The 25,584-nt window shown below is 73.6% G+C and carries 23 protein-coding genes and 1 pseudogene; 11 read left to right on the top strand and 13 right to left on the bottom strand.

The features are described from left to right. The coding region (locus MHW47_RS35925; RefSeq protein WP_308381604.1) for a methyltransferase domain-containing protein at window positions 1–619 on the top strand (619 nt) is incomplete at its 5' end. A gap of 328 nt (window positions 620–947) precedes the next feature. On the opposite strand, the gene MHW47_RS13705 is transcribed toward MHW47_RS35925, so the two are convergent. Next, entirely contained in the window at window positions 948–2,249 is a 1,302-nt protein-coding gene (locus MHW47_RS13705) for a molybdopterin-dependent oxidoreductase (RefSeq protein ID WP_239223276.1), read from the bottom strand. 164 nt (window positions 2,250–2,413) lie between these two features. On the opposite strand from MHW47_RS13705, the gene MHW47_RS13700 reads away from it, so the two are divergent. The 5 genes from MHW47_RS13700 to MHW47_RS13680 all read left to right on the top strand — a co-directional run bounded on the left by MHW47_RS13700 (window position 2,414) and on the right by MHW47_RS13680 (window position 8,169). After that, on the top strand, window positions 2,414–3,808 hold the full coding sequence (locus MHW47_RS13700; RefSeq protein WP_239223274.1) for a hypothetical protein: 1,395 nt from the start codon (window positions 2,414–2,416) through the stop codon (window positions 3,806–3,808). A gap of 125 nt (window positions 3,809–3,933) precedes the next feature. Beyond that, window positions 3,934–4,842: a DUF2797 domain-containing protein gene (locus MHW47_RS13695; RefSeq protein WP_239223272.1), complete on the top strand. Its 909-nt coding sequence runs from the start codon at window positions 3,934–3,936 to the stop codon at window positions 4,840–4,842. A gap of 13 nt (window positions 4,843–4,855) precedes the next feature. Further along, window positions 4,856–5,731 carry an amidohydrolase family protein gene (locus MHW47_RS13690; protein ID WP_239223271.1) on the top strand — a complete coding sequence of 292 codons (876 nt, stop codon included), beginning with the start codon at window positions 4,856–4,858 and terminating at the stop codon, window positions 5,729–5,731. Window positions 5,732–5,819: 88 nt separating this feature from the next. Beyond that, window positions 5,820–6,560 carry a response regulator transcription factor gene (locus tag MHW47_RS13685; RefSeq protein ID WP_239223270.1) on the top strand — a complete coding sequence of 247 codons (741 nt, stop codon included), beginning with the start codon at window positions 5,820–5,822 and terminating at the stop codon, window positions 6,558–6,560. Then, window positions 6,553–8,169: a cell wall metabolism sensor histidine kinase WalK gene (locus MHW47_RS13680; RefSeq protein WP_239223269.1), complete on the top strand. Its 1,617-nt coding sequence runs from the start codon at window positions 6,553–6,555 to the stop codon at window positions 8,167–8,169. Before MHW47_RS13685 ends, MHW47_RS13680 begins: the two co-directional genes overlap by 8 nt. Here MHW47_RS13680 and MHW47_RS13675 read toward each other — a convergent pair. After that, entirely contained in the window at window positions 8,087–8,827 is a 741-nt protein-coding gene (locus MHW47_RS13675) for a class I SAM-dependent methyltransferase (RefSeq protein ID WP_239223268.1), read from the bottom strand. The two genes, MHW47_RS13680 and MHW47_RS13675, sit on opposite strands and share 83 nt — an antisense overlap. 127 nt (window positions 8,828–8,954) lie before the next feature. Between MHW47_RS13675 and MHW47_RS13670 the strand changes: the two genes are divergently transcribed. After that, complete coding sequence (locus tag MHW47_RS13670; protein ID WP_239223267.1) at window positions 8,955–10,385, top strand: bifunctional glycosyltransferase family 2/GtrA family protein; 1,431 nt, start codon at window positions 8,955–8,957, stop codon at window positions 10,383–10,385. After that, on the top strand, window positions 10,382–12,553 hold the full coding sequence (locus tag MHW47_RS13665; protein ID WP_239223266.1) for a glycosyltransferase family 39 protein: 2,172 nt from the start codon (window positions 10,382–10,384) through the stop codon (window positions 12,551–12,553). The genes MHW47_RS13670 and MHW47_RS13665 overlap by 4 nt, the downstream gene beginning before the upstream one ends. A gap of 12 nt (window positions 12,554–12,565) precedes the next feature. Here MHW47_RS13665 and MHW47_RS13660 read toward each other — a convergent pair whose 3' ends face one another. After that, the gene (locus MHW47_RS13660; protein WP_239223265.1) at window positions 12,566–13,432 is read right to left on the bottom strand and encodes an endonuclease/exonuclease/phosphatase family protein; all 867 of its coding nucleotides are present in this window, start codon (window positions 13,430–13,432) and stop codon (window positions 12,566–12,568) included. Window positions 13,433–13,599: 167 nt separating this feature from the next. Here MHW47_RS13660 and MHW47_RS13655 point away from each other — a divergent pair, with 167 nt between their 5' ends. Together MHW47_RS13655 and MHW47_RS13650 are read left to right on the top strand one after the other, a co-directional pair. Then, window positions 13,600–15,126: an MFS transporter gene (locus MHW47_RS13655; protein WP_239223264.1), complete on the top strand. Its 1,527-nt coding sequence runs from the start codon at window positions 13,600–13,602 to the stop codon at window positions 15,124–15,126. Between the two features lie 141 nt (window positions 15,127–15,267). Beyond that, a complete protein-coding gene (locus MHW47_RS13650; RefSeq protein ID WP_239223262.1) occupies window positions 15,268–16,047 on the top strand; it encodes a TetR/AcrR family transcriptional regulator in 780 nt (259 codons plus the stop codon). On the opposite strand, the gene MHW47_RS13645 is transcribed toward MHW47_RS13650, so the two are convergent. The 5 genes from MHW47_RS13645 to MHW47_RS13625 form a co-directional block, all read right to left on the bottom strand. Then, complete coding sequence (locus tag MHW47_RS13645) at window positions 16,041–16,961, bottom strand: NAD(P)-dependent oxidoreductase (RefSeq protein WP_239223260.1); 921 nt, start codon at window positions 16,959–16,961, stop codon at window positions 16,041–16,043. The genes MHW47_RS13650 and MHW47_RS13645 overlap by 7 nt on opposite strands. After that, window positions 16,958–17,422 carry a PPOX class F420-dependent oxidoreductase gene (locus MHW47_RS13640; RefSeq protein WP_239223258.1) on the bottom strand — a complete coding sequence of 155 codons (465 nt, stop codon included), beginning with the start codon at window positions 17,420–17,422 and terminating at the stop codon, window positions 16,958–16,960. Before MHW47_RS13640 ends, MHW47_RS13645 begins: the two co-directional genes overlap by 4 nt. A gap of 26 nt (window positions 17,423–17,448) precedes the next feature. Then, on the bottom strand, window positions 17,449–18,267 hold the full coding sequence (locus MHW47_RS13635) for a YceI family protein (RefSeq protein ID WP_239223256.1): 819 nt from the start codon (window positions 18,265–18,267) through the stop codon (window positions 17,449–17,451). A 207-nt stretch (window positions 18,268–18,474) separates the two neighbouring features. Continuing rightward, the gene (locus MHW47_RS13630; RefSeq protein ID WP_239223255.1) at window positions 18,475–20,985 is read right to left on the bottom strand and encodes an MFS transporter; all 2,511 of its coding nucleotides are present in this window, start codon (window positions 20,983–20,985) and stop codon (window positions 18,475–18,477) included. A 24-nt stretch (window positions 20,986–21,009) separates the two neighbouring features. Next, on the bottom strand, window positions 21,010–21,531 hold the full coding sequence (locus MHW47_RS13625) for a MarR family transcriptional regulator (RefSeq protein WP_239223254.1): 522 nt from the start codon (window positions 21,529–21,531) through the stop codon (window positions 21,010–21,012). A gap of 248 nt (window positions 21,532–21,779) precedes the next feature. Between MHW47_RS13625 and MHW47_RS13620 the strand changes: the two genes are divergently transcribed. Then, window positions 21,780–21,992 (top strand): hypothetical protein, encoded by a 213-nt coding sequence (locus tag MHW47_RS13620; protein ID WP_239223252.1) that lies wholly within the window; start codon window positions 21,780–21,782, stop codon window positions 21,990–21,992. A gap of 189 nt (window positions 21,993–22,181) precedes the next feature. Here MHW47_RS13620 and MHW47_RS13615 read toward each other — a convergent pair whose 3' ends face one another. From MHW47_RS13615 to MHW47_RS13595, 5 genes and pseudogenes are all read right to left on the bottom strand, one after another. Then, the gene (locus MHW47_RS13615; RefSeq protein ID WP_239223250.1) at window positions 22,182–23,048 is read right to left on the bottom strand and encodes an RNA polymerase sigma factor SigF; all 867 of its coding nucleotides are present in this window, start codon (window positions 23,046–23,048) and stop codon (window positions 22,182–22,184) included. 234 nt (window positions 23,049–23,282) lie between these two features. Beyond that, the gene (locus MHW47_RS13610; protein WP_374230088.1) at window positions 23,283–24,161 is read right to left on the bottom strand and encodes an RNA polymerase sigma factor SigF; all 879 of its coding nucleotides are present in this window, start codon (window positions 24,159–24,161) and stop codon (window positions 23,283–23,285) included. A gap of 178 nt (window positions 24,162–24,339) precedes the next feature. Then, window positions 24,340–24,633 (bottom strand): Dabb family protein, encoded by a 294-nt coding sequence (locus MHW47_RS13605; RefSeq protein WP_239223246.1) that lies wholly within the window; start codon window positions 24,631–24,633, stop codon window positions 24,340–24,342. 9 nt (window positions 24,634–24,642) lie between these two features. Continuing rightward, window positions 24,643–24,807: a hypothetical protein gene (locus tag MHW47_RS13600; protein ID WP_199564801.1), complete on the bottom strand. Its 165-nt coding sequence runs from the start codon at window positions 24,805–24,807 to the stop codon at window positions 24,643–24,645. Window positions 24,808–25,160: 353 nt separating this feature from the next. Next, window positions 25,161–25,584, bottom strand: a pseudogene (locus MHW47_RS13595) (DUF371 domain-containing protein); the annotation flags it as partial.

Here is a 25,584-nt window from a genome sequence, read left to right as displayed (position 1 = left end):
GTCGGCGCTGGCCCGCTGCGAGGGTCCGGTCCTGGACGTCGGCTGCGGGCCCGGGCGGCTGGTCGCCGCGCTGTCGGCGCGGGGCCACCGCGCCCTGGGCATCGACGTCAGCGCGGCGGCGGTCGCCCGGACCGTGCGGCTCGGCGGCTACGCCCTGTGCCGGTCGGTGTTCGACGCGCTGCCCGGCGAGGGGCGGTGGGGCACGGTGCTGCTCGCCGACGGCAACATCGGCATCGGCGGAGATCCGGACCGGCTGCTCAGCCGTACGGCGGAACTGCTCGCGCCGGGCGGGCTGCTCGTCGCGGAGACCGTGCCGCACGCCGTCGACGAGCGGGTCCGGGTGCGGCTGGACGACGGGAGCGCCCCGGCCGGGCCGGCGTCGGCGGGCCTCTTCCCGTGGGCGAGGCTCGGTTCCACGGCCCTGCTGGAGTATGCCCGCCCGCACGGGCTGCGCGCCGTCGATCAGTGGGAGGCCGACGGCCGTACCTTCGTGTCCCTGCGGCGCGCCAGGACCGCCCGTACGACGAACCAGAGCGCCGAGGCCAGGAAGAGCGCGGCCGTGATCAGCAGCCAGTTCGCCAGGAACACGTCCGGGGACAGCCCACTGGCCGGCTCGTAGCGCTCGGCCTGGCGGGTGATCAGCGGGAACCACACGAGCAGCAGGAGCGCGGACAGGAAGGCCGGCACCCGTACGTAGTTGACGGATGCCGGCCGCCGCCGTCCGAGACAGCGGCGCAGCAGCAGATCCGCCGACGCGTACAGGGGTACGAGCACCAGGTCGTGCACGAGGGCCGCGCCCGCGAACCAGATGACCACTCCGAGCCAGTCGCCCGCCAGCAGGCGCACACCGGCGTAGCCGGCGAGGGCGAAGGAGGCGGCCAGCAGGACGAGGTGCAGCGGCCCCGCCCCGTAGCGGCGGCGCGGGAAGGCCCGGGGGCCGGTGGCGTTCACAGGTCTCCGAACGTCAGCCGGGCCACCCACTTGGTGTTGAGCACACCCGGCGCGGCAGGAACGATCACGCGGGCCGGATAGCCGTGATCGGGTGACAGATCCTCCCCGTTGACCCGCAGTGCGAGCAGCGAACGCGGGTCGCGCACCTGGTTGTCCCGCAGCGCCGCCCGGCGGAAGGCGCCGCTGCGCTGGAGGGACTCCACCAGCACCCCGGGCGGCCGGTCCGGGTATCCGGCGAGGGCCGCCAGATCGCTCAGCCGTACGCCGCGCCACCACTGGTCCGAGGTGGACCAGCCCTCCACACACGCGATGGGCAGGGCCGCGCTGTGCTGCTCCATGTCCAGCAGCTGGGCCCGGCTGAACCGCAGATCCCCGGCCGGGCCGCTGACGGTGAGCCACCAGCCCTCGCCGGTCTCCGCGGTGGTGATCCCGACGGCGGCGGCGGTCTTGTTGATCTGGAAGCCGTTGGGCCCGGACCCTGGTTCGGCGGCGCCGTGCGGGGTGAGTGCGGCCAGGCGGCGCAGCGGGCCGTCGAAGCTGCGGCCGGCCGAGGTGACCAGCAGGACGAGTGAGCCGGCCCCCACCACGGCGAGGGCGCCGCGCCGGGACACGGTGGGCCGGGACGGGGCCGGCGACTCCAGCGCGTCGTCCGGGACCGGTCCGTCGAGCCCGCCCGTCCGCAGCACCCGTACGGCCTGCGGGGCACGCAGCCCGGCGTGGGCGAGGAAGGCGGCGAAGAACACCCACGCCCCGTAGAAGTGCAGCGGGTAGAAGGAGCCCGGGAACAGGTACTCCAGCTGGATGTTGAGCAGCCCGGTGACGAACTCGAAGAGCGCCCCGCCCACCAGCAGGAGCAGCGAGATCCTTTCCAGGGCATGGGCGGGCGAGCGGGCCGGAGGGAGCGTGAAGAGGCGGGGCACGACGGACCACAGCTTGGCCAGCAGGACGGGGACGAGCACGATGCCCACGGTGACGTGGAGCCCCTGCGTCAGCCGGTACAGCCAGTGCGGCGAGGTGGGCCAGGGGAACAGGTAGAACCCGAGCAGGCCCTTGTCGGGTGTCTTGTCGTTGACCGGGTTCAGGTCCGGGTTGTACGCGGCGTACGACAGCAGGCCCGTCACGAAGAGCAGCGTGATCCCGGCGAGCAGGACGAGACCGAGCACTGCGGTGAACGGCACGCCGCGCACGGGACTGCGCCAGAAGCCGGGCGCCGACGGCAGCCGTTCGAGGAGAGCGGTGGCCCGGGGCCGGGAGGAAGTCGAGGAGGAGGTCGGAGCGTTCCGACTGCTGTCGCCCATGAGGCCGACGCTATGCCCGGTACCGGGGCGTTCGGCGGGTGCGACTCCTGACGAAACGGTGACGTCGGCCCGGCGAACGTACGGTGGCCGCCGTGAATCTGACGGTTGTGTGACGCGCCCGGCCGGAACCGCCGTCGCGCCGCCCCGGTGCGTACGGTGCCTGCGTGAAGACCGAGGACCGCACCGAGCCCCGTACCGCACCGGCCACCACCGCCCGCTCGGGGCAGCGCCGGGATCTGGCGGCCGCGGGGGTGGGAGCCGCGCTCGTGGTCGCCGCCGCCCTGGGCGGCCGCGCCGTCGAGGACTACGCGCAGAGGCTGTACGTGCACTGGCCGCCGCTGCTGGCGTCCTGGTACCCGCACGTGGGTCCGGGCACGGTCGCCGCCCCCGTCGTGGCCGTCGCCGTGATCGCGTACGGGCCGCTCCTCGCCCGGCGGCTGCGCTGGCGCGCGCTGCTCCTGGCCACGTACGCCGCCTCGCTCGCCTGGGTCTTCTCCCTCGCGCTGATCGACGGCTGGGGGCGGGGCGTCGCCGAGCGTCTGACCACGAAACACGAGTACCTGCGGGTCATCGACCGGTTCACCGACATCGGCGCCGCGCTGCGCACCTTCGACGAGCACATCCTGCTCGGCACGCCGGGCAACTGGCCGGCGCATGTCGCCGGTCACCCGCCGGGGGCGACGCTCACCTTCGTCCTGCTGGACCGGGCCGGGCTCGGCGGCGGCGCCTGGGCCGGCGTCTGGTGCATCCTGACCGGCGCGTCCGGCCTGCTGGCCGTGCTGGTCACGGTCCGGGCCCTGGCCGGTGAGCACATCGCCCGGCGCGCGGCTCCGTTCCTCGTCCTGGCACCGGTCGCGGTCTGGGCCGGGACGTCGGCGGACGGCTACTTCGCGGCGGTGGCCGCGTGGTCCGTGGCCCTGCTGACCCTGGCGGCGACCCGTACGGTACGCAGTCCTGCCGCCGCCGCGCTCGGGGCGGGGCTCCTCTACGGGCTGGTCTGCTACCTGAGTTACGGGCTGGTGCTGATGGCGCTCCTGCTCCTGGCCGTCCTGGTGCTCGCCCGGACCGCGAGGCCGCTGCCGCTCGCGCTGCTCGGCGCGCTGGTGGTCCCGGTCGTCTTCACCGCGGCGGGCTTCAACTGGTGGGAGGCGTACCACGTGCTCGTCGAGCGCTACCACCAGGGCGCGGGCGGATTCCGGCCCTACTGGTACTGGGTGTGGGCGAACCTGGCCTGCACCGTGATCGCGGTGGGCCCCGCGGCGGTGGCCGGGCTGCGCCGGACCTTCGCGGGTGCGCCGGGTGCCGTACGCGGCCTGCGCGGCGGGGAAGCGAGCGCGCCGGACCGGCTCGTCCCGCTGGTGCTGGTGGGGATGCTCCTGGTGCTGGCGGCCGACCTGTCCGGGATGAGCAAGGCGGAGACCGAGCGGATCTGGCAGCCGTTCATGCTCTGGCTGCTGCCTGCGGCGGCCCTGCTGCCCGACCGGGGCAGGCGGGGCTGGCTGGCCGCCCAGGCGGCGGTGGCCCTCGCCGTCAACCACCTGCTCTGGACGGGCTGGTGACGGCGGAGCCGCTCGTTCCAGCAGCATCGGAGTGCTGCCGGCCGTGGGTGCACAGGCTCCCGTCCACGACCTGACGCCGGCCCCGCACGGGCCTGCCTGTCGGTGGCCGCCCGTAGGGTGCGCGCATGGACTGGCAGTGCACCGGCCTTCGCTGGCCCGAGGAGTCCGGCGGCCCCGCGCTCGGCTGGCGCAAGGGGAACCGGACGCGGACGAGCGCCCTGGCGTACGGGACGGAGTTCGGCTTCCGGGCGTCCGGGGAGCGGCGCTGCTCCGGCGCCCGGGGCAACGCGTGCCCGCTGGCCGCGGTGGTCCCGGCCGGGAGCACGGGCGGGCGCTGCGCGGAGTGCGGACGGCTCGACCGGGCGCACTCGGTGGCCGCCGACACGATCCCGGACGACCCCCGCCCGTACCGGGTGTATCTGGCGTGGTTCGGGCCCGGTCTGGTGAAGGTCGGCATCACCGCGGAGGAGCGGGGTGCGGCCCGGCTGCGGGAGCAGGGGGCGGTGGTCTTCAGCTGGCTGGGGCGCGGCCCGCTGATGGCGGCGCGCCGGGCGGAGGAGGTGCTCCGGGCGGCGCTCGGCGTCCCGGACCGGATTCCGTACGCGCGCAAGCGGGCGGTGCGGACGGAGCTGCCGGACCCGGCGGTGCGGGCCGCCGAGGTGACGGAGCTGTACCGGAGGGTGGTGGCCCTGGAGGGAGGCGGGGCCTGGCCGGAGGCGCTGGAACGCCTGCCGTGCGCTCCGGTGGACCACGCGGGGATCTTCGGCCTGGAGGCTCCGGGAGGCGGTGCGGGCCCGGGGCCTCGTTCCGTGCGGGCCGTGACCGGGCTCGTGGACGGGGGCGTGGTGGCGGGGCGGCTGGTCGCGGCGGCCGGGCCCGATCTGCATCTGGACACGGGCGCGCAGTGCCTCCTGGTCGTCGACACCCGGCTGATGACCGGCTGGTCGCTGGCGGCGGCCGGGGCGGGCGCCGCCGGGGTGAGCCCGCCGGCCGTCGCGGTGGGGGGCGGCGGGGCGCAGGACGGGCTGTTCTGAGAGGGTCGGCCGTATGGGCGACGAGCGCGACGAGGTGGCGAGGTTCCGGCAGCGGCTCGGGCTGCCCGGCCTCATCGACGTACACACGCACTTCATGCCGGAGCGGGTGCTGCGCAAGGTCTGGGCGTACTTCGACTCGGCGGGGCCGCTCACCGGCATGGAGTGGCCGATCACCTACCGGCACGAGGAGGAGGAACGGCTCGCCGTGCTCCGCTCGTTCGGGGTGCTGCGCTTCACGTCGATGCTCTATCCGCACAAGCCGGCCATGGCGGCCTGGCTGAACGGCTGGTCGGCGGAGTTCGCCGCGCGGACCCCCGACTGCCTGCACACGGCGACGTTCTTCCCCGAACCGGACGCGGAACGCTATGTCCGGGAGGCGGTCGAGGCGGGGGCCCGCGTCTTCAAGGCGCACCTCCAGGTCGGCGCGTACGACCCGAACGACCCGCTGCTCGACCCGGTCTGGGGGCTGCTCGCCGAGGCGGGCGTCCCCGTCGTGACGCACTGCGGCTCGGGGCCGGCGCCCGGCAGGCACACCGGTCCGGGCCCCATCGCGCGCGTCCTGGCCCGCCACCCCAGGCTGCCGCTGATCGTGGCGCACCTGGGCATGCCGGAGTACGCGGAGTTCCTGACGCTCGCCGAGCGGTACCCCGGGGTGCGGCTGGACACCACGATGGCGTTCACCGACTTCACCGAAAACTTCATGCCGTTCCCGAAGGCGGAGCACTCCCGGCTCGCGGACCTCGGCGACCGCGTCCTGCTCGGCACGGACTTCCCGAACATCCCGTACCCGTACAGCCATCAGCTGGAGGCGCTGGAGCGCCTGGGCCTCGGCGACGACTGGCTGCGGGCGGTCTGCCACGACAACGCGAAGGCGCTGTTCGGCCTCTGAGGCGCTGCGGGGGCGGGCCGCGGCTTTCTCAGGGAATTCACAGAAACGGGAAAGAACTCTCTCAGAGCCGTCCCGGAGGCTGGGCGCCATGACGACGACGACCTCGCCCCAGGGGCGTACCGAACTGCTCAGGCCGGACCGTACCCCCGTGCGGGTCCTGGTCGTGGACGACGAGGCTTCGCTCACCGAGCTGCTGTCGATGGCGCTCCGGTACGAGGGCTGGCAGGTGCGCAGCGCCGGGGACGGGACCGGTGCCGTGCGGGCGGCCCGCGAGTTCCGGCCGGACGCGGTGGTCCTCGACGTGATGCTGCCCGACGTGGACGGGCTCGCCGTGCTCGGCCGGCTGCGCCGCGAGCTGTCCGACGTGCCGGTGCTGTTCCTGACCGCGCGGGACTCCGTGGAGGACCGGATCGCCGGGCTCACGGCGGGCGGCGACGACTACGTCACCAAGCCGTTCAGCCTGGAGGAGGTCGTGGCCCGGCTGCGCGGGCTGATCCGGCGTTCGGCCACGGCGACGGCGCGCAGCGAGTCGCGGCTCGTCGTGGGCGACCTGGTGCTCGACGAGGACAGCCACGAGGTGAGCCGGGGCGGCACCGGCATCCACCTGACGGCGACCGAGTTCGAGCTGCTGCGGTTCCTGATGCGCAACCCGCGCCGCGTGCTCAGCAAGGCGCAGATCCTGGACCGGGTCTGGAACTACGACTTCGGCGGCCAGGCCAACGTGGTCGAGCTGTACATCTCCTACCTGCGCAAGAAGATCGACGCGGGCCGCTCACCGATGATCCACACCCGGCGCGGGGCGGGATACCTGATCAAGCCCGGTGAGTAGCGCGGTGCGGCGGCGGCCCTGGACCCTGCGCACCCGGCTCGTGGTCTCGGCGGTGACCCTGATCGCGGTCGTCGCCTCCGTGATCGGCGTGGTGACCGCGATCGCGTACCACAGCTATCTGTACGGGAAGCTGGACGACCAGCTGCGGGACATCGCGGTCCGGGCGCAGCGGGTGCCGGGCGGTCCGAAACCGGGCGGGCTCAAGGCGCCGGGTGTCCCGGCCGCCCCCTCCCTCGTCCCGGAGCGCGACCCGCTCGGGTTCATCGGCATGGGCGGCCAGCCGCTGCGGACGTTCGGCGCGCTCGTCGAGGACGGCCGGATCGCGGACTCGGCCGTGGTGAAGGACGGCGGGTTCGAGGCCGGCGAGAACACCGAACCGCTGACGGCCGGCCAGCGCGGCGCCCTGAAGGAGGCCGGGGTCACCGCGGACGGCCGCGCGCACGACGTGGAGCTGCCCGGCCTGGGCGGCTACCGGGTCCGCGGGGTGCCCGTGAACGACGGCGGCACGGTCCTCGTCGGCATTCCCACCGCCGAGGTGAGCCGCGCGCTCAGCACCCTGATCCTGGTCGAGGTCTGCGTGACCGGTGCCGGGCTCGTCGCCGCCGGGATCGCCGGCACCGTCATCGTCGGGGTCGCCCTGCGCCCGCTGCGCCGGGTCGCCGCCACCGCCACCCGGGTCTCCGAACTGCCCCTGCACAGCGGCGAGGTCGCCCTGCTGGAACGCGTCCCGGACACCGAGGCGGACCCGCGCACGGAGGTCGGCCAGGTCGGAGCCGCGCTCAACCGGATGCTGGGCCATGTCGGCTCCGCCCTGGACGCGCGCCAGCGCAGCGAGACACGGCTGCGCCAGTTCGTCGCGGACGCCGGCCACGAACTGCGCACCCCGCTGGCCTCGATCCGCGGCTACGCCGAACTCACCCGGCGCGGCGGCGAGGAGACCGGTCCGGACACCCGGCACGCCCTCGGACGCATCGAGTCCGAGGCACAGCGCATGACGGGCCTGGTCGAGGACCTCCTGCTCCTGGCCCGCCTCGACGCCGGCCGGCCGCTCTCGTACGAGACCACCGATCTCTCGCCGCTCGTCGTGGACGCGCTGAGCGACGCCCGCGCGGCCGACACCACCGGAGGCGCCGGCCCGGCCCGGCACTGGCACCTCGACCTGCCCGACACCCCGGCCGTGGTCCGCGCCGACCCCACCCGCATCCATCAGGTGCTGGTCAACCTGCTGTCCAACGCCCGCAGCCACACCCCGCCGGGCACCACGGTCACGGCCCGGGTGCTGGCCGCCCCGGACGGGGTCACCGTGGAGATCCAGGACGACGGCCCCGGCATCCCCCCGGACCTCCTGCCGCACATCTTCGAACGGTTCACCCGGGGCGACGCCTCCCGCTCCCGGCACGCCGGGTCCACGGGCCTGGGCCTGGCCATCGTCCAGGCGGTGGTGACCGCCCACGGCGGAACGGCGCAGGCGCGGTCGGCACCGGGCGGGACGGTGTTCGCGGTGCGGCTGCCCGCCGCGCGGGACGCTACGGCTTGTGGGTCACCCACAGCATTTCCGCCGGCCAGTGATGGGCCCAGTCCGGCGGTTCGGTCCGGTTGTAGCCGTTGAGGGTGTCGGGTCCGGGGCGGGGTTCGATGAGGTCGTCGATGACGAGCCCCGCGCCGCGCAGGACCCTGACCCAGTCGCCGTAGGTGAGCTGGTAGCTGGTCGCGCCGTCGTCCTCGGCGATGGTGGCCAGGTCGAAGTAGGGCTTCTGCAGGGTGGTGGTGACCCGCTCCGCCGTCTCGTCGTAGCAGGCCTCGAACCAGGGGGTGGCGACGTTGAACACCAGCCGTCCGCCCGGCCGCAGGACGCGGGCGACCTGCGGGACGGCCAGCCGCGCCGGCGCCCAGCTGAGGCCGCCGAAGTCGCAGAAGACCAGGTCGAAGACGGCGTCGGCGAAGGGCAGCTGCTCGGCCGCGCCCTGCACCAGCGCGTAGCGGTCCGCCCCCATCGCGTCGGCCGCCGCCGCGAGCTGGGCCTCGGACAGGTCGATCCCGACCACGGTGGCGCCCTCGGCGGCGAGCGCCCGGGACCACTGGCCGGCGCCGCAGCCGAGTTCGAGGACCCGCTGGCCGGCGACGTCGCCCAGCGCCCCCAGCTCCGCGTCGGGGATCGAGTACATGCCCCACAGCCGGGGCGAGGCGCCGATCTGCGGGTCGTGCCGCTGCTGGTAGGCGCCGCTGATGCTGTTCCAGAGCCGCCGGTTGGCGGGGATGCTGTCCACACGAGGACTCCAGCACCATCCGGGGGAGCGGTCAAACCTCTTTTCCGCAGGCCGCGAGCTGCTGCTCACAGACCCACCACAGGTGCGGCACACGCCTGTGACAGGCCCGTTGGCGACCGTCGACGGCATGCGAACAGAGACTCCTCGAAGCACCCTGCCGGCCAGGGACCACCTCCTGGCCGGCGCCGCCGGAGCGCCCGGTGCGGCGGGCGTGCCCGTACTCGATGTGGTGGTACCCGTCTACAACGAGGAGAAGGACCTCGAACCGTGCGTGCTGCGGCTGCACGCGCATCTGGCCCGCACCTTCCCGTACGCCTTCCGGATCACCGTCGCCGACAACGCCAGCACCGACCGCACGCCCGAGGTCGCGGAGCGGCTGGCGCGGTCGCTGCCGGGGGTGCGGTCGTTCCGGCTGGAGGAGAAGGGGCGCGGCCGGGCGCTGCGGACGGTGTGGACGGACTCGGACGCGCCGGTGCTCGCGTACATGGACGTGGACCTGTCCACCGACCTCAACGCGCTGCTCCCGCTGGTCGCGCCGCTGATCTCCGGCCACTCGGACCTCGCCATCGGCTCCCGGCTCGCGCGGAGTTCGCGGGTGGTGCGCGGCACGAAGCGGGAGTTCATCTCGCGGGCCTACAACATCATCCTGCGGTCCTCGCTGGCCGCCCGGTTCAGCGACGCGCAGTGCGGGTTCAAGGCGATCCGGCGCGAGGTCGCGCAGCGGCTGCTGCCCATGGTCGAGGACACCGGCTGGTTCTTCGACACCGAGATGCTGGTGCTCGCCGAGCGGGCCGGGCTGCGCATCCACGAGGTGCCCGTCGACTGGGTCGACGACCCCGACTCCACCGTCCACATCGTGCGCACCGCCACCGAGGACCTCAAGGGCGTGTGGCGGGTGGGGCGTGCGCTGGCCGTGGGCGCGCTGCCGCTGGACCGGCTGGCCCGGCCCTTCGGGGACGACCCGCGCGACCGGGCGATCGGCGGGGTGCCCGGCGGCCTGGCCCGGCAGCTGGTCGGCTTCTGCGTCGTGGGCGCCCTGTCCACGCTGTTCTACCTGGCCCTGTACTCCTTCTTCCGGCTCGGCGCCGGGCCCCAGCTCGCCAACGGGGCCGCGCTGCTGGTGTCCGCCGTCGCCAACACGGCGGCCAACCGGAGACTCACCTTCGGCGTACGCGGCCGGGGCGGCGCCGTCCGCCACCAGGCGCAGGGCCTCGTGGTCTTCGCGATCGGCCTCGCCCTGACCAGCGGCTCGCTGGCGGCCCTGGGCGCCGCTTCCGGCTCGCCCTCGCACGGCACCGAACTCGCGGTCCTGGTCGCGGCCAACCTCGCGGCGACGGTGCTGCGGTTCCTGCTGTTCCGCGCCTGGGTCTTCCCGGACCGCGACCGGGCAAACCCCGCCCCGGACCGCGCACCGGCAACCCCCACACCGGCCCCCGCGCAGGCGACCCCCATACCGGCCCCCGCGCAGGCGGCCCCCGCCCCCACACCGGCCCCCGATCCGGCGTCGCCCTCCGGCCCGCCCTCCGCACCCGTCCACGACCCGAGGAACGCCCGATGACCACGTTCGACCCCGTTCACGCCCCGGCCCGGCCGGACACGCCTCCGGGGCACGCGGGGGCCGGCGCCTCGCTGCCCCGCCGTCTGTGGCGCGGGCGGCCGGGGGACGCCCCCTGGGTCCGGCCCGCGTTCCTCGCCCTGCTGCTCGCCCTCACCCTGGCGTACCTCTGGAACCTCAGCGCCTCCGGCTACGCCAACTCCTTCTACTCCGCCGCCGCGCAGGCGGGCGGCAGCAGCTGGAAGGCGTTCTTCTTCGGCTCGCTGGACGCGGCCAACGCCATCACCGTGGACAAGCCCCCGGCCGCGCTCTGGCCCATGGCGCTGTCGGTGCGGATCTTCGGGCTCAGCTCCTGGGCGATCCTGGTCCCGCAGGTGCTGATGGGCACGGCGACGGCCGCGGTGCTGTACGCGGCCGTGCGGCGCCGGTTCGGCGCGGCGGCCGGGCTGATCACCATGACGGTGTTCGCGCTGACGCCCGTGGCCGCGCTGATGTTCCGCTTCAACAACCCGGACGCGCTGCTCACGCTGCTGATGACCGTCACCGTCTACTGCGTGCTGCGCGCGATGGAGCACGGCCGCACGAAGTGGCTGGTGTGGGCGGGCGTCACGGTCGGCCTCGCGTTCCTGTCGAAGACGCTCCAGGCGTTCCTGATCCTGCCGCCGCTGGCGGTGCTGTACGCGGTGTGCGCGCCGGTCCCCGTCCGCAGGAGGTTCGGGCAGCTCGGGCTCTCGGCGCTCGCCGTGCTCGTCGCGGGCGGCTGGTGGGTGGCGGTCGTCGAACTGTGGCCCGCCGCCTCACGCCCGTACATCGGCGGTTCGCAGCACAACTCGTTCCTGGAGCTGACCTTCGGCTACAACGGCCTCGGCCGGCTCAACGGCGAGGAGACCGGCAGCGTCGGCGGAGGCGGAGGCGGCCGGGGCGGCGGCGGTCAGTGGGGCGAGACCGGCATCGGCCGGATGTTCAACGCGGAGATCGGCGCCCAGATCTCCTGGCTGCTGCCCGCCGCCCTGATCCTGCTCGTGGCCGGCCTCTGGCTGACCCGGCGGACGGAGCGCACGGACACCGCGCGGGCCGCCTTCCTGGCCTGGGGCGGTTCGCTGCTGATGACGGCCACCGTGTTCAGCTTCATGGCCGGGATCTTCCACCAGTACTACACGGTGGCCCTGGCCCCCTACCTCGCCGCGCTGACCGGCATGGGCGTCACGGTGCTGTGGGAGGAGCGGGCCCGCTGGTGGGCGGGCGCCGTGCTGGCGGTGACGGTCGCGGCGACGGCGTACTGGGCGTACGTCCTGCTGGGCCGCACCCCGGACTACCAGCCGTGGCTGCGTACGGCGGTGCTCGTGGCCGGGCTCGTGGCGGCGGCGGGCCTGGCGCTCGCGGCCCGGCTGGGGCGGCCCCTGGTCCTGGCCGCCGTGGTGCTGGGCTTCGCCGCGTCGCTCGCCGGGCCGGCCGCGTACACCGTGAGCACGCTGAACACGGGCCACCAGGGCTCGATCGTCACCGCCGGCCCGTCCTCGGGCGGCATGCGACCCCCAGGCACCCAGGGCCAAGGCCAGGGCCAGGGCCAGGGCCAGGGCCAGGGCACGAGCCGGCAGGGCGCCGGCCAGCCGGGCAATCCGACGGGCCTGCCCCCCACCGGCACCCCGCCGGGCCAGAACACCGGCCAGAACACCAGCCAGGGCAACGGCCAGAACACCGGCCAGGGCGACGGGCAGGGCCAGAACACCCGCCGCTTCCCCTTCGGCACCGGCGAACGCGGCGGACCCGGCGGCATGGGCGGCGGCATGGGCGGCCTGCTCAACGGCGCCACCGTCGACGCCAAGGCCAAGGCACTCCTGGCAGCGGACGCCGACGCCTACACCTGGGCGGCCGCCGCGATCGGCTCGCAGAACGCCGCCAGCTACCAACTCGCCACCCAGAAGCCCGTCATGGCGATCGGCGGCTTCAACGGAAGCGACCCGTCCCCGACGCTCGCCCAGTTCAAGCGGTACGTCGAGGAAGGCCGCATCCACTACTTCGTCTCCGGAGGCGGCATGGGAGGCGGCGGTATGGGCGGCGACGGCACCGCCTCGCAGATCTCCGCCTGGGTGACGGAGAACTTCACCGAGGTGACGGCGGGCGGCGCCACCTTCTACGACCTGACCCGGCCGGCGGCGACGACCGGCTGACGGAGCGCGGCCTCAGCGCCGCAGCAACAGGTCGGCCACGACAGGGCGGTGGTCCGAGGCGAGTGTCTCGGCCACCGCCGCGTGGCGTACCCGGACGGTGTCCTTCGAAACCGCCACGTAGTCGATCCGCCGGACCGGGTCCTGCGCCGGATACGTGGGCCCGCCCGGCTCGGCATCGGTCAGCTCCCGCCACAGCGGCGCCAGTTCGGGAGCGGCCGGCGGCGCGTTGAAGTCGCCGAGCAGGACCTGCCGCACCGGACCCCGTTCCGCTTCCCGGTCCTCCGCCATGATCCGCCGCGTGTCGGCCACCTGCGCGACGCGGACGGACGGGTCGCCCCGGTAGTCGAGGTGCGTCACGTACACGTGGACGGGCAGCCCGCGCACCCGCAGCACCACCTCCCCGAAGCCGGGCGCGGGCGCCGGGACCGGGTTCGGGTCCTGCGTCGACAGCCGGGTCACCTCGTGGTTCTCGGCGCTCACGATCCGGTACCGGGACAGCACCGCCACGCCGTACTCGCGCCGGGGCCCGCCCTCCGCCGCCGGGTCGAGGCTGTAGATCGGGGCGAAGGAGACCCGCATGCCGAGGCGCCGGGCCAGCTCGCCCGCCAGATCGCGCCACTCGCTGCGGGCGCCCCAGTGGACGTCCACCTCCTGGAGCCCGATGACGTCCGCGTCCAGGGCGCGCAGGGCGGCCACCTGCCGGTCGAGGTCGAAGACGTTGTCCGGGCCGGCCCCGGCGTGGATGTTGTACGTGGCCACCCGCAGCGGCACCGGCCGCCCCGGCCCGTGCCCCGGGGACGCCGTCGCGGGAGGCGCGAGCGCCGCCCCCAACAGGCCTGCTGCCACCAGGACTTCCACCGTGCGACGACGCAGCGACATATCACTCCTGCTTCCGGGAGCCGGGTCCGAGGCGGATTTCGGCGACCGGCACCGTACCCACGAAAAGGCACTTGTACGCTCCGGCGCTCTCCTATACGGTGTACAACATCGCTCCTGTACACCGTATAGGAACGAGGTGTCCGAACCCACGACAGCAGGGAGTACGCATGACGGCGACCGACGCCGCGAAGAACCACCCGCTCGCCCCGCCGAGCCATCCGCAGCGCTGGTTGATCCTCGGCGTCATCTGCCTCGCCCAGCTGACCGTGCTGCTCGACAACACCGTCCTCAACGTCGCGATCCCCTCCCTCACGCGGGAGCTGGACGCCTCCACCGCCGACGTGCAGTGGATGATCAACGCCTACTCGCTCGTCCAGTCCGGGCTGCTGCTCACGGCCGGCTCCGCCGCCGACCGCTACGGGCGGAAGAAGATGCTGGCCGCCGGGCTCGCCCTGTTCGGCATCGGCTCCCTGGTGGCCGGGCTCGCCGACTCCTCCGCGCAACTGATCGCCGCGCGGGCCGGGATGGGCGTCGGCGGCGCGCTGCTGATGACCACCACGCTCGCCGTCGTCGTGCAGATATTCGACGACACCGAACGGGTCAAGGCCATCGGCATCTGGTCCACCGTCAGCTCGCTCGGCTTCGCGGTCGGCCCGCTGATCGGCGGGGTGATGCTCGACCACTTCTGGTGGGGCGCGATCTTCCTCATCAACATCCCGGTCGCGCTGATCGGCCTGGTGGCCGTGGTGCGGCTGGTCCCCGAGTCGAAGAACGCGAGCGGCGACCGCCCCGACCTGCTCGGCGCGCTGCTCTCCACCGTCGGCATGGCCGCCGTCGTGTACGCGATCATCTCCGGCCCCGAGCACGGCTGGACGTCCGGCAGGGTGCTGCTGACCGCGTTCACCGGGGCCGCCGTGCTCACCGGCTTCGTGCTGTGGGAGCTGCGCATCCCGCACCCGATGCTGGACATGCACTTCTTCCGCGACCAGCGGTTCGTCGGGGCGGTCGCGGGCGCGGTCCTCGTCGCCTTCGGCATGGGCGGTTCGCTGTTCCTGCTCACCCAGCAGCTCCAGTTCGTCCTCGGCTACGGGCCGCTGGAGGCCGGTCTGCGCACGGCACCGCTCGCCCTGAGCGTCGTCGCGCTGAACCTCACCGGGCTCGGCGCCCGGCTGGTCCCCAAGCTGGGCACGCCCGCCACCATCGCCACCGGCATGGGGCTGCTCGCGGCCGGACTCGCCGCGATCGCGCTGCTCGGCCGGCACGGCTACGGCGGCACCCTGCTCGGACTGCTGGTCATGGGCGTCGGCATCGCGCTCGCCATGCCCGCGATGGCCAACGCGATCATGAGCGCCATCCCGCCGGAGAAGGCCGGTGTGGGCGCCGGGGTCAACGGCACCCTCGCGGAGTGCGGCAACGGCCTCGGGGTCGCCGTCCTCGGCGCCGTCCTCAACTCCCGGTTCGCCGCGCTCGTCCCCTCGGCCGTGGGCGCCGCCTCGCTGCCCGCCGCCCTGGCGGCCGCGCACGGCGAGGACGAGCGGACGCGCATCACCGACGCGTTCGCCTCCGGGCTGGAGACCAGCATGCTCGGCGGCGCGGCCGCCGTGCTCGCCGGCGGACTCCTGGCCGCCCTGCTGCTGCGCCGGGCCGAACGAGGACGACCGGTCCCGGCCGAACCGGCCGCCACGCAGGCATAGCATCGGACGGGACCACCGGACCGTGCTGCTCCGTTTGACGGGCGGCCGGTACGCGGTCGGCACGCGGCTCGCCCGCGGCCGGCCGCGCACCGGCACAGCGGCCGGTCCGTCCGTCCCGCCGGCGAGACGAGGGAGTGCGCCATGGTGTCCGCGGCCGACCGCGTGAAGAACCCTGTCCGGACCAGCGTCTGGCTGAACACCCGGCCACCCGCGCGCTCCCGGCGCGCCGACCAGCCGGCCGGGCTCGACCGGGACCGGATCACCGCCGCCTCGGTGCGGCTGCTCGACGCGGAGGGCCTGGCCAAGTTCTCCATGCGCCGGCTCGCCGCCGAACTGAACGTCACGGCGATGTCCCTGTACTGGTACGTGGACACCAAGGACGACCTGCTGGAGCTGGCCCTCGACGCGGTCTACGCCGAGATCGGGCCGCCGGCCGGGGACGCCCCCTGGCCGGACCGGCTCCGCGCGCTGGCCGGGGCGTACCGGGGGCTGCTCGTGCGGCACCCCTGGGTGTCCCCGCTGGCCGGCAGGTTCCTGAACCTGGGCCCGCACTCGCTGCTGGTGACCCATGCCATCCAGGACGTGATCCGCGCGACCGGCCTCCCCGCCGAGGGCCGCAGCGGCGCCCTGTCGGCGGTCTTCCAGTTCGTGTACGGGTTCGGCACGGTGGAGGGCCAGTTCGCGCAGCGCAGCGCCGAGGCGGGGCTCACCCAGGACCAGTACTTCCGGCAGGCCATGTCGGCGGTCCGGGACCAGCCGCACCTCGACGAGTTCGTGGAGGAGTCGCGCGAGGTGATGGACGCGCGCGCCGACGCGACCATCCAGGAGATGCGCGACCGCGACTTCACCTTCGCGCTGGACCTGCTGATCGCCGGCATCGAAGCGATGCGGGCACGCGGGGACGCCGCCTCCGCTCAGTAGCCCCGCGCCGGGTCCACGGCGAGCGCGGGCCTCTTCCCGGCCGTCCACTCCCGCAGACACGCGGTGAAGTCGGTGACCACGTCCTCGTCCGCCGTGACGCCCGCCGAGTGCGAGGTGACGACCGTACGGGGCAGCCGCCAGCAGGGATCGCCGGGCGCGGCCGGCTCGTCCGGCAGGACGTCCAGCACCGCCCGCCCCACCGTTCCGGCGCGCAGCGCCTCCCCGAGCGCCCCCAGGTCCACGGTCGCGCCCCGCCCCACGTTGAGGAACGTCGCCCCGCCCATCGCGGCGAACCGCTCCGCCCCGAAGTAGCCGGTGGTCGCCCCGGTCAGCGGCAGCGCGGCGACCACCCAGCGGGCGGCCACCGGTTCACCGGCCGGGACGACCGCGTCGAAGCCGGGCGGCACCGGGCGCGGGGTGCGGGCGGCGGCCACGGTCCGGATGGAGCAGGCCCGCAGCAGCGAGGCCACCGCGGAGCCGATCCGGCCGGTGCCGTGGACGACGGCGGTCTGCCCGGCGACGAGTTCCGAAGGGAGCCGGCGCCACTCGGCGCGGGCGTGCTGCGCCGCGTACTCCGGCACCGACTGGCACTCGGCGAGCACCCAGCCCAGCACGTACTGCGCGATCCGCTCGCCCATCCGCCCCACGGTCCGGGTCAGCGGCACGCCGGGCGGCCAGGGCCGGTCGGCGCGGTGCACCAGCGCGTCCGTGCCGGCGTTGACGCTGTGGAACCAGATCAGGTCCGGGCCGCGCAGCGCGTCGGGCAGGACGGCGCCCACGTACACGAAGGGCCCCTCGCCCGGGACGCGTGCGACGGGCCGCCCGGTGGCCCGCGCCAGCCCGCGCACGGCGTCCTCGCCGACCTCGGGCCCGGCGACGATCCGGGCCCGGTCCAGCAGCGCGGGCGGGATCACGGGGCGAGGTGGGCCGGGAAGCCGCCGGTGGCGACGGGGCCCCAGCGCTCCGGGGTGATCCGGATGATCGACTTGCCCTGCCTGACCATCGCCGCCCGGTACTCGTCCCAGTCGGGGTGCTCGCCGGAGATGTTCCGGAAGTACTCGACGAGGGGTTCGACCGACTCCGGTGCGTCGATGACCTCGGCGGACCCGTCGATCTGCACCCACGGGCCGTTCCAGTCGTCGGACAGCACGATCACGCTGACGCGCGGGTCGCGCCTGGCGTTGCGGGTCTTGGCGCGCTCCGGGTACGTGGACACGACGATCCGGCCCGCGTCGTCCACCCCGCAGGTGAGCGGGGAGCCCTGGGGCCGGCCGTCGGACCGGGTGGTCAGCAGGATCGCCCGGTGCCGGGGCCGTACGAAGTCCAGCAGGGCGTCGAGGTCCACGGTGGTGTTGGTCGCGATATGGGGTGCCATGGCCCCGACCCTACGACCGGGGAGCGTCAGACGGCGGGCAGGGAATCGCCCTGCACGGCCTGGATGTCCAGCTCGACGCGGAGGGTGGTGCCGATGGCCGCGATGCCGGCCTGGACGACCTGGTTGTAGTTCATGGCGAAGTCCTCGCGGCGCAGTTCGGCCGTGGCGCTGAACGCCGCGCGCACCCCGCCCCACGGGTCGGGGCCGGTCCCCAGGTAGCTGAGGTCCAGGTCGACCGGGCGCCGCACGCCGCGCATGGTCAGCTCGCCGTGCACGGTCCAGCGGTCCGGACCGGCCGGGGTCAGCCCGGTGGAGCGGTAGGTGATCTCCGGGAACCGGTCGGTGTCCAGGAAGTCGGGGGAGCGCAGGTGCTTGTCCCGCATGCCGTTGCCGGTGTCGATGCTCGTCGCGTCGATGACCGCCTCCACCCGGGACCGGCCGAGGTCCGCCGCGATCTCGACGCGCCCGCCGAACTCGGTGAACCGGCCGCGCACGCTGGAGATCCCCAGGTGCTGGGCGACCGCCGCCACCGAGGAGTGCGCCGGGTCCAGCGACCAGGTGCCGGGCGGCGGCAGTTCGACGCCGCCCTGCCGGTTCAGCACCACCGTGCCGGCCTCGACGGTGCCGCTCGCCGTGACGAGGGCGGTGGAGGCGGCCGGGGCGTACCCGACCGCCGTCACGATCACCGTGTACGCGCCCGCGAGCAGCGGGGTGTCGTCCCGTACCGCCCCGGTCCCGTCGGCGGCGGCCCGCAGCACCTGGGTGCCGGTCATGTCGGTGACCGTCACGACCGCGTGCTGGACGGCCCAGCCGTCCCGCGTCCGTACCTGCGCGCGAAGTCCCATCCGGTTCTCTCCTTGCTCCTGCCCCGCCCGCGCACCGCGGCCGGTCACTCCATGAGTCGGGCCCCGGGGCGGGGGCCGGCGGGCCGTCCCCTGCCCGCCGTCCCCGCCGCCGGGGCCCATGTCCCCGGAGGGGTGGCGCCTCCGCTCACAGAACGCCGCTCCCACCAGGGGTTCGTGGGGGTCCGGAACCCGTCCCGGACCCTTCGGTCACTCGCCCGGGTGGGCGAGCTCGATGTCGTGGCCGTCCACGCCGTGACCGGCCACGGTCAGCGCCCCGGCCACCGGCGGGTAGCCGTTCGCGACGACGGTGTACTCGCCCGCGTCCAGGTCGGTGAAGGCGTACGCCCCGTCCTCCCCGGTCGTCGCGTGGGCGACCACGTTGCCGGCCGCGTCCACCAGCGTGACCCGCGCGTCCGGCAGCGGGTGCCGGCGCGCTCCGGCGCGGACGACGCCCTGGACCAGGGCACCGGCCCGGAGGGCGGCGTCGACGCGGGTGACGCCCTGGCCGCCGACCTCCACCGGGAGGGCCAGCGGGCGGAAACCGGCCGCGTTGACCGCGACGGTGACCGCGCCGGGCACCAGCTCGCCGAAGGTGAACTCGCCGCTCGCGCCGGACTTGCCGGTGGTCAGCACGTCGCCGCGCACATCGGTCACGACGACCACGGCGTCCGCGACCGGCGCGCCGCTCTCCGCGTCCCGCACGGTACCGGCCAGGCCGCTCGTGCCGGCGAGCAGGATGTCGTACACCAGCGGCTCGTCGCCGACGACCACGGTGGACGCCTGCGGCTGGAATCCGTCGGCCGAGGCGATCAGCACGTACGAACCGGCGCCCGGAGCCTCCAGCGCGTACCCGCCGTCCTCCCGCGCGGCGGCGATGCCCAGCTGGCGCCCGCCGAGGGAGATCAGGGTGACGGCGGCCCGGCCGACCGGGGCGCCCTCGGCGCCCCGCACCACGCCGCGGACGGGGGTGCCGTCCTTGGCGAGGTCCACCGGGAGGTCCGCCGCGGCTTCGGCGGTGTCCACGGAGGTGACTCCGGCGGCGCCCTCGGCGACCGCCTCGGTGACGGTGTCGACGGGGGTTTCACCGGCGGCGCCGGCGGGAACGCCGTCCGCCGGGGCCTGGGCGCCGGTCTCGCCCACCGCCTTGGTCTTGAGCGCGACCTCCTTGATGAACAGGGTGATCAGGAAGGCGACCAGGGCGGACGGGGCGGCGTACAGGAAGACGTCGCCGACGCCGTGCCCGTACGCGGCCTCCACGACCGTACGGAACGGGGCGGGCAGCTTGTCCAGGTCGGGGATGCCTCCGCCGGCCGTGCCGCCGTGGCCCAGGGCAGCGCCCTCGGGACCGAGGTCCGCGAGGCCCGTCTTGACGTAGTGGGTGACGCGGTTCGCCATGACGGCGCCCAGCGCCGAGACGCCGATCGCACCACCGAGGGAACGGAAGAACGTGACGACGGACGAGGCCGAACCGAGGTCGGAGGGGTCCACCTGGTTCTGCGTGGCGAGCACCAGGTTCTGCATCATCATGCCGATGCCGAGACCCATCACGAACATGTAGACGCCGATGTGCCAGTACGTGGTGTCGTAGCGGATCGTGCCCAGCAGGCCCAGCCCGGCCGTGACCAGGAAGCCACCGCTGACCAGCCATGCCTTCCAGCGGCCCGTCTTGGTGATGATCTGCCCGGAGACGGTCGAGGAGATGAACAGACCGCCGATCATCGGGATGGTCATCACCCCGGACATCGTCGGCGACTTGTCGCGCGCCAGCTGGAAGTACTGGCTGAAGAAGACGGTGCCGGCGAACATCGCGACACCGACGAACAGCGAGGCGAGCGACGCCAGGGTGATGGTCCGGTTGCGGAAGAGGCGCAGCGGGATGATCGGCTCGCTGGCGCGGGACTCGACGAAGACGAAGATCAGGGCGAGGAGCACCGAGCCCACCAGCATCACGCCGGTCTGCCAGGACATCCAGTCGTACTTGTCGCCCGCGAACGTCACCCACAGGAGGAGCAGCGAGACGGCGGCGCTGATGAAGAAGGCGCCGGTCCAGTCGACCTTGACGTCCCGCTTGACGACGGGGAGCTTGAGGGTCTTCTGGAGCACGATGAGGGCGATCACCGCGAACGGCACGCCCACGTAGAAGCACCAGCGCCAGCCCATCCAGCTGGTGTCGGTGATGACGCCGCCGAGGAGCGGGCCGCCGACGGTGGCGACGGCGAAGACCGCGCCGATGTAGCCGCTGTACCGGCCGCGCTCGCGCGGGGCGATCATGGCGGCCATCACGATCTGGGCGAGGGCGGAGAGACCGCCGACGCCGATGCCCTGCACCACGCGGCAGGCGATCAGCATGCCCGCGCTGGTCGAGAGGCCGGCCACGATCGAGGCCGCGACATAGATGACCAGGGCTATCTGGACCAGCAGCTTCTTGCTGAACAGGTCCGCGAGCTTGCCCCACAGCGGGGTGGTCGCCGTCATCGCCAGCAGCGAGGCCGTGACGACCCAGGTGTAGGCGCTCTGGCCGCCGCCGAGGTCGGCGATGATCTCCGGAAGGGCGTTGGAGACGACGGTGGACGACAGGATCGCGACGAACATGCCGAGCAGCAGTCCGGCGAGCGCCTCCATGATCTGCCGGTGTGTCATCGGCGCGCCGCCGGAGGCGTCGTGGCCTCCGTGCTTGGCGTGGCCGCCCCGCACACCGGTTGGTGTGGTCGTAGCCATTGAGGTCCTTGTCTTTGCTTCTGTTTACACAGGTGTACGGGTGTACGAGTCGGGGTGGGTGTCCGCCTGCCGGGGGCGGCAGTCGCCGCCGTGCTTGCCGGGGGCGCACCCTGCGGTGCCGCGACAGGAGAAGCTGTCGCGCAGCCGGGCGAGCAACGTGTTGAGCTGTCCGACCTCGTCGTCGGTCCAGTCCTGCAGATGGCTGGCGAACATCTCGGTCGACCGGCGGGAGAGGTCGTCGAGCACCTCTTCCCCCGCGGGGGTCAGCCGCAGGATGCGGGAGCGCTTGTCCGCCGGGTCCGGGAACCGTTCGATCCAGCCCCGCTCCGCCACGTGCGCGACATGCCGGCTGGTCACCGACATGTCGACCGCGAGCAGCTCGGCCAGCCGGCTGATCCGCATCTCCCCGTGCCGGCTCAGCAGAGTCAGCACGGCGGCGGAGCCACCGGGGCACTCGGCGGGCAGGATGCGGGCGAGACCTCTCTTGACGGCCCCGATGGCGCTCAGCTGCCGGGCCAGTTCTTCGTACTGACTCCGTCCGGCCACGGGCCCCCCAGAGAATCTCACCGGTCATCTTGTTGCTTAGGGCAACCATAGAAGCCATTGGTTGCTACAGGCAAACGAAATGGGGCTTGCAGGAGTAAAGGAACGCAAAAGGCTCTGTAGGGTGCTGGTCAAAGCCGCAGGCTCTGCGGTACGGGAGGGCCTGATGTGGTCCGTGCCACAGGGGCGGGGATCGGCGGGCGGCGACCGGGGGTTGGGCCGTTCGCCCGAGTTCGCTAGGGTCCTGCGACATGGCACACAATCCCCACGCACCGCAGGGCCCCGAGGGCTCCTACGACCCGGCCGGCAGTACCCAGATGTTCCGCGCCTTCGTGGACGAGGGCGAGCCGCAGCGCCGCCAGCAGCCCGCAGCCGTCTCCTCCGGACCGAGGACGGGCCTGATCGCCGGCATCGTCGCGGTGGTCATCGTGCTGGGCGCGGTGGCCTGGCTCGCCCTGGGCTGAGGTCCACCGCGCGGGCGGGGCGCCTCGTCCGCGCCCGCACATGACTGAGCGGGCAGCCCGGCTGCCCGCTTCCGCCGCCGGACCGCCGGCCCGTCCCGTCCGTCTTCTCGTGTGCCGCTGTCCGTGCCGATCCGCGCGGGCGGCGGCGCCGTCGTTTCCGGGGGCGCCGCCGGGTCCGGGCCGTGCCGGTCAGTCGGCGATGAGGCCCTCGCGGAGCTGGGCGAGGGTCCGGGTCAGCAGACGGGAGACGTGCATCTGGGAGATGCCGACCTCCTCGCCGATCTGGGACTGGGTCATGTTGGCGAAGAACCGCAGCATGATGATCTGCCGTTCGCGCGGCGGCAGCTTGGCCAGCAGCGGCTTGAGGGACTCGCGGTACTCGACGCCCTCCAGCGCGGCGTCCTCGTAGCCGAGCCGGTCCGCCAGCGAGCCCTCGCCGCCGTCGTCCTCGGGGGCGGGGGAGTCCAGCGAGGAGGCGGTGTAGGCGTTGCCCACGGCGAGGCCGTCGACGACCTCCTCCTCGGAGACCCCGAGCGCCTTGGCCAGCTCCGGGACGGTCGGCGAGCGGTCGAGCTTCTGCGCCAGCTCGTCACTGGTCCGGGTGAGGGCGAGCCGCAGCTCCTGGAGCCGCCGCGGCACGCGCACCGACCACGACGTGTCCCGGAAGAACCGCTTGATCTCGCCGACGACGGTGGGCATCGCGAACGTCGGGAACTCCACGCCGCGCTCGCAGTCGAACCGGTCGATCGCCTTGATCAGGCCGATGGTGCCGACCTGGACGATGTCCTCCATCGGCTCGTTGCGGCTGCGGAACCGCGCGGCGGCGTACCGCACGAGCGGCAGGTTCAGCTCGATCAGCGTGTCCCGTACATACGCACGCTCCGGGCTGTCCGTCCCGCCGGGCCCCGGAGCGGGCCCCAGCGCGGCGAGCCGCAGGAACAGGGAGCGGGAGAGCGTGCGGGTGTCGATGGCTTCCGGCGAGCTGGTGAGCGCAACGGGTGCGGGGTCGCTCTTGGTGAGCGTGAGCACCTTCGAGCTGCCCTGTTCTTCGGACATGCCACCCCCTTGAGGTCGCGGACGGTCGCGGTGGCCACGACCATCGGAGGAACGCAGCCTGCCACCTGAATACCGGAGGCGGGACTGCGGCAAACGCGCTTCCCGCAGAATGTCACATGTCGGCAACGCGCTGTAGTGACTTGTCGACAAGTCAGGGGGGAGTCTGTGCAGTTAACAAGGGGTGTGAGGCTTTTGGCCACGGGGAAACGCCCGAGAACGGTCTACCCGTCTCAGCTACGCCTCGATCCTGTTTGCGGATCGGAGTCTGGCGAAACTCCGGGCGAGGAGCCTTGACACGTGCATCTGCGACACTCCCAGCTCCGCACTGATCTGGGACTGCGTCAGATTGCTGTAGTACCGCAGCAGCAGGATGCGCTGCTCGCGCTCGGGCAGCTGTACGAGGAGGTGCCGGACGAGGTCCCGGTGTTCGACGCCCGCCAGTGCGGGGTCCTCGTAGCCGAGCCGGTCGAGCAGCCCGGGCAGCCCGTCGCCCTCCTGGGCCGCCTCCAGCGAGGTGGCGTGGTACGAGCGCCCGGCCTCGATGCAGGCCAGCACCTCGTCCTCGGAGATCTTGAGCCGCTCGGCGATCTCGGCCGTGGTCGGCGACCGGCCGTGCGCGGTCGTCAGGTCCTCGGTGGCGCCGGTGACCTGGACCCACAGCTCGTGCAGCCGCCGGGGGACGTGGACGGTGCGCACGTTGTCCCGGAAGTACCGCTTGATCTCGCCGACGACGGTGGGCATCGCGAACGTCGGGAACTGGACGCCGCGTTCGGGGTCGAAGCGGTCGATGGCGTTGATCAGGCCGATGGTGCCGACCTGGACGACGTCCTCCATCGGCTCGTTGCGGCTGCGGAACCGCGCGGCGGCGTACCGCACGAGCGGCAGGTTCGCCTCGATCAGCGCCGTCCGCACCCGGTCGTGCTCCGGGGTGCCCGGCTCCAGGTCCTTCAGCCGGCCGAACAGCACCTGGGTCAGCGCCCTGGTGTCGGCGGCCCGGGACCGGGCGGGCGAGGCCGTCTCGTCGGGGGTCTCCTGGAGCGTCGCCGGCGCCGGGGCGGCCGGTGCCGCCTGGTGGACCTGGGGAGGCACTTGAGGCGCTGTACTGGCCGGCACGATGACGCCACCCCTTTGCGGTCAACTTCGCTACGCGGTCAACTTCGGTCAATCCATCCGTCAAAAGCGGTCATAGCATCACAAGACATGACCACTGTGTGCAAGCACCCCATAGCGCCGTGTTGGACACAGGAAAGCCCCTCACCGGGCCGGTGAGGGGCTCGCAGGGCCGAAGGCGTCAGAACGGGTAGTCGGCGATCACCCAGGTGGCGAACTCGCGCCACCGTCCGGCGGCCGCCTGGTGGTCGGGGTGCTCCAGATACCGCTTCAGCGCGGCCTCGTCGGCGACCGCGGAGTTGATGGCGAAGTCGTACGCGATCGGCCGGTCGGTGATGTTCCAGGCGCACTCCCAGAACTCCAGCTCCGGGATCGTGCCCTCCAGCGCCCGGAACGCCTCGGCACCCGCGACGACCCGGGGATCGTCCCGCTCGACACCGTCGTTCAGCTTGAACAGGACCAGATGGCGGATCACGCGGTACTCCTAGTTGACCAGCTCGGACATGAAGTCGCCGACCCCCTGGGCGGCGTTCGCGATGCCCTCGAACCCTACTTGGACCAGGTCCGCGGCCCGTGCGGGGGAGTTGATGATCGTGTAGAGCACGAAGACGACTATCGCGTAGAGGGCTATCTTCTTCGCCTGTGCCATCGGCCCCTGACTCCCCTTCGATCCCCTGAGGTTTCGATCCCCTGTACGGTCGGGCGAGTCTATCCGTACGCATGCCCGTTTCCGCCGGGAGTTCCGCATCGTCCGCACGGCGCCGCAGGCGCCCGGCGAAGGACCAAGGACCTGCGGATCGGGGTCCTTCGACCGCCCCGGTACGGCCCCCGGCGCGGCAGGATGGGATACGAGCCCCCGCGGACTCCCCCCGGGGTCCCAGGGGCCGGAGCAGGGGCCGTGTCGCGGGACCCGGCCGCGGCCTCCCCCGACCGCGGCAAGGAGCGGCACCCCCTGTCTCCGGGGGAAGCGGCACAACCCCCCCGATGCCGCTTCCCCCTCACCTACTTCTTCCCGCGCCCCTCGCCCCGGGCGCCCCTGCCCTCGTCCCGCGCTCCCGGCGCATCGCCCAGCGCGTCGTAGACGTCGCGGCGGCTGATGCCGAGCGGCCGCAGCACGGTGCTGAGGGTGCGCGCGGTGACGCCCTGCTCGACCAGGTGCGGGAGCAGCGGGCGCAGATCCACGTTCCAGGCGGCCCGCTCCGGGGGCGCCAGCACGAACACCCCCTCCTCCTCGTCGCCGCCGAGGGCCTCGACCGCCTCGGGCAGCGGCAGCCGGCGCATCCCGGTCCCCAGGTCCGCGAGGCCGTCCGGGACGGCGATCCAGCGCTCCGCCGCGGACCCGGCCAGCACCTCCGCGAGCGCGCCGAGGGCGGTGCCGGGGGCCGTGAACACCACGGGGGCCGGCGCCGTGCGCAGCAGCTCGGCC

Source organism: Streptomyces sp. OfavH-34-F (assembly GCF_022347745.1).
Taxonomy (GTDB): Bacteria; Actinomycetota; Actinomycetes; order Streptomycetales; family Streptomycetaceae; genus Streptomyces.
This window is presented reverse-complemented; position numbering and strand designations above follow the sequence as displayed.

Coding starts and splice junctions, on each gene's coding strand:
- MHW47_RS13705 (WP_239223276.1), bottom strand. CDS start 2,249: ATGGGCGACAGCAGTCGGAACGCTCCGACCTCCTCCTCGACTTCCTCC.
- MHW47_RS13695 (WP_239223272.1), top strand. CDS start 3,934: ATGGACTGGCAGTGCACCGGCCTTCGCTGGCCCGAGGAGTCCGGCGGC.
- MHW47_RS13690 (WP_239223271.1), top strand. CDS start 4,856: ATGGGCGACGAGCGCGACGAGGTGGCGAGGTTCCGGCAGCGGCTCGGG.
- MHW47_RS13685 (WP_239223270.1), top strand. CDS start 5,820: ATGACGACGACGACCTCGCCCCAGGGGCGTACCGAACTGCTCAGGCCG.
- MHW47_RS13670 (WP_239223267.1), top strand. CDS start 8,955: ATGCGAACAGAGACTCCTCGAAGCACCCTGCCGGCCAGGGACCACCTC.
- MHW47_RS13665 (WP_239223266.1), top strand. CDS start 10,382: ATGACCACGTTCGACCCCGTTCACGCCCCGGCCCGGCCGGACACGCCT.
- MHW47_RS13660 (WP_239223265.1), bottom strand. CDS start 13,432: ATGTCGCTGCGTCGTCGCACGGTGGAAGTCCTGGTGGCAGCAGGCCTG.
- MHW47_RS13655 (WP_239223264.1), top strand. CDS start 13,600: ATGACGGCGACCGACGCCGCGAAGAACCACCCGCTCGCCCCGCCGAGC.
- MHW47_RS13650 (WP_239223262.1), top strand. CDS start 15,268: ATGGTGTCCGCGGCCGACCGCGTGAAGAACCCTGTCCGGACCAGCGTC.
- MHW47_RS13640 (WP_239223258.1), bottom strand. CDS start 17,422: ATGGCACCCCATATCGCGACCAACACCACCGTGGACCTCGACGCCCTG.
- MHW47_RS13635 (WP_239223256.1), bottom strand. CDS start 18,267: ATGGGACTTCGCGCGCAGGTACGGACGCGGGACGGCTGGGCCGTCCAG.
- MHW47_RS13630 (WP_239223255.1), bottom strand. CDS start 20,985: ATGGCTACGACCACACCAACCGGTGTGCGGGGCGGCCACGCCAAGCAC.
- MHW47_RS13620 (WP_239223252.1), top strand. CDS start 21,780: ATGGCACACAATCCCCACGCACCGCAGGGCCCCGAGGGCTCCTACGAC.
- MHW47_RS13615 (WP_239223250.1), bottom strand. CDS start 23,048: ATGTCCGAAGAACAGGGCAGCTCGAAGGTGCTCACGCTCACCAAGAGC.
- MHW47_RS13600 (WP_199564801.1), bottom strand. CDS start 24,807: ATGGCACAGGCGAAGAAGATAGCCCTCTACGCGATAGTCGTCTTCGTG.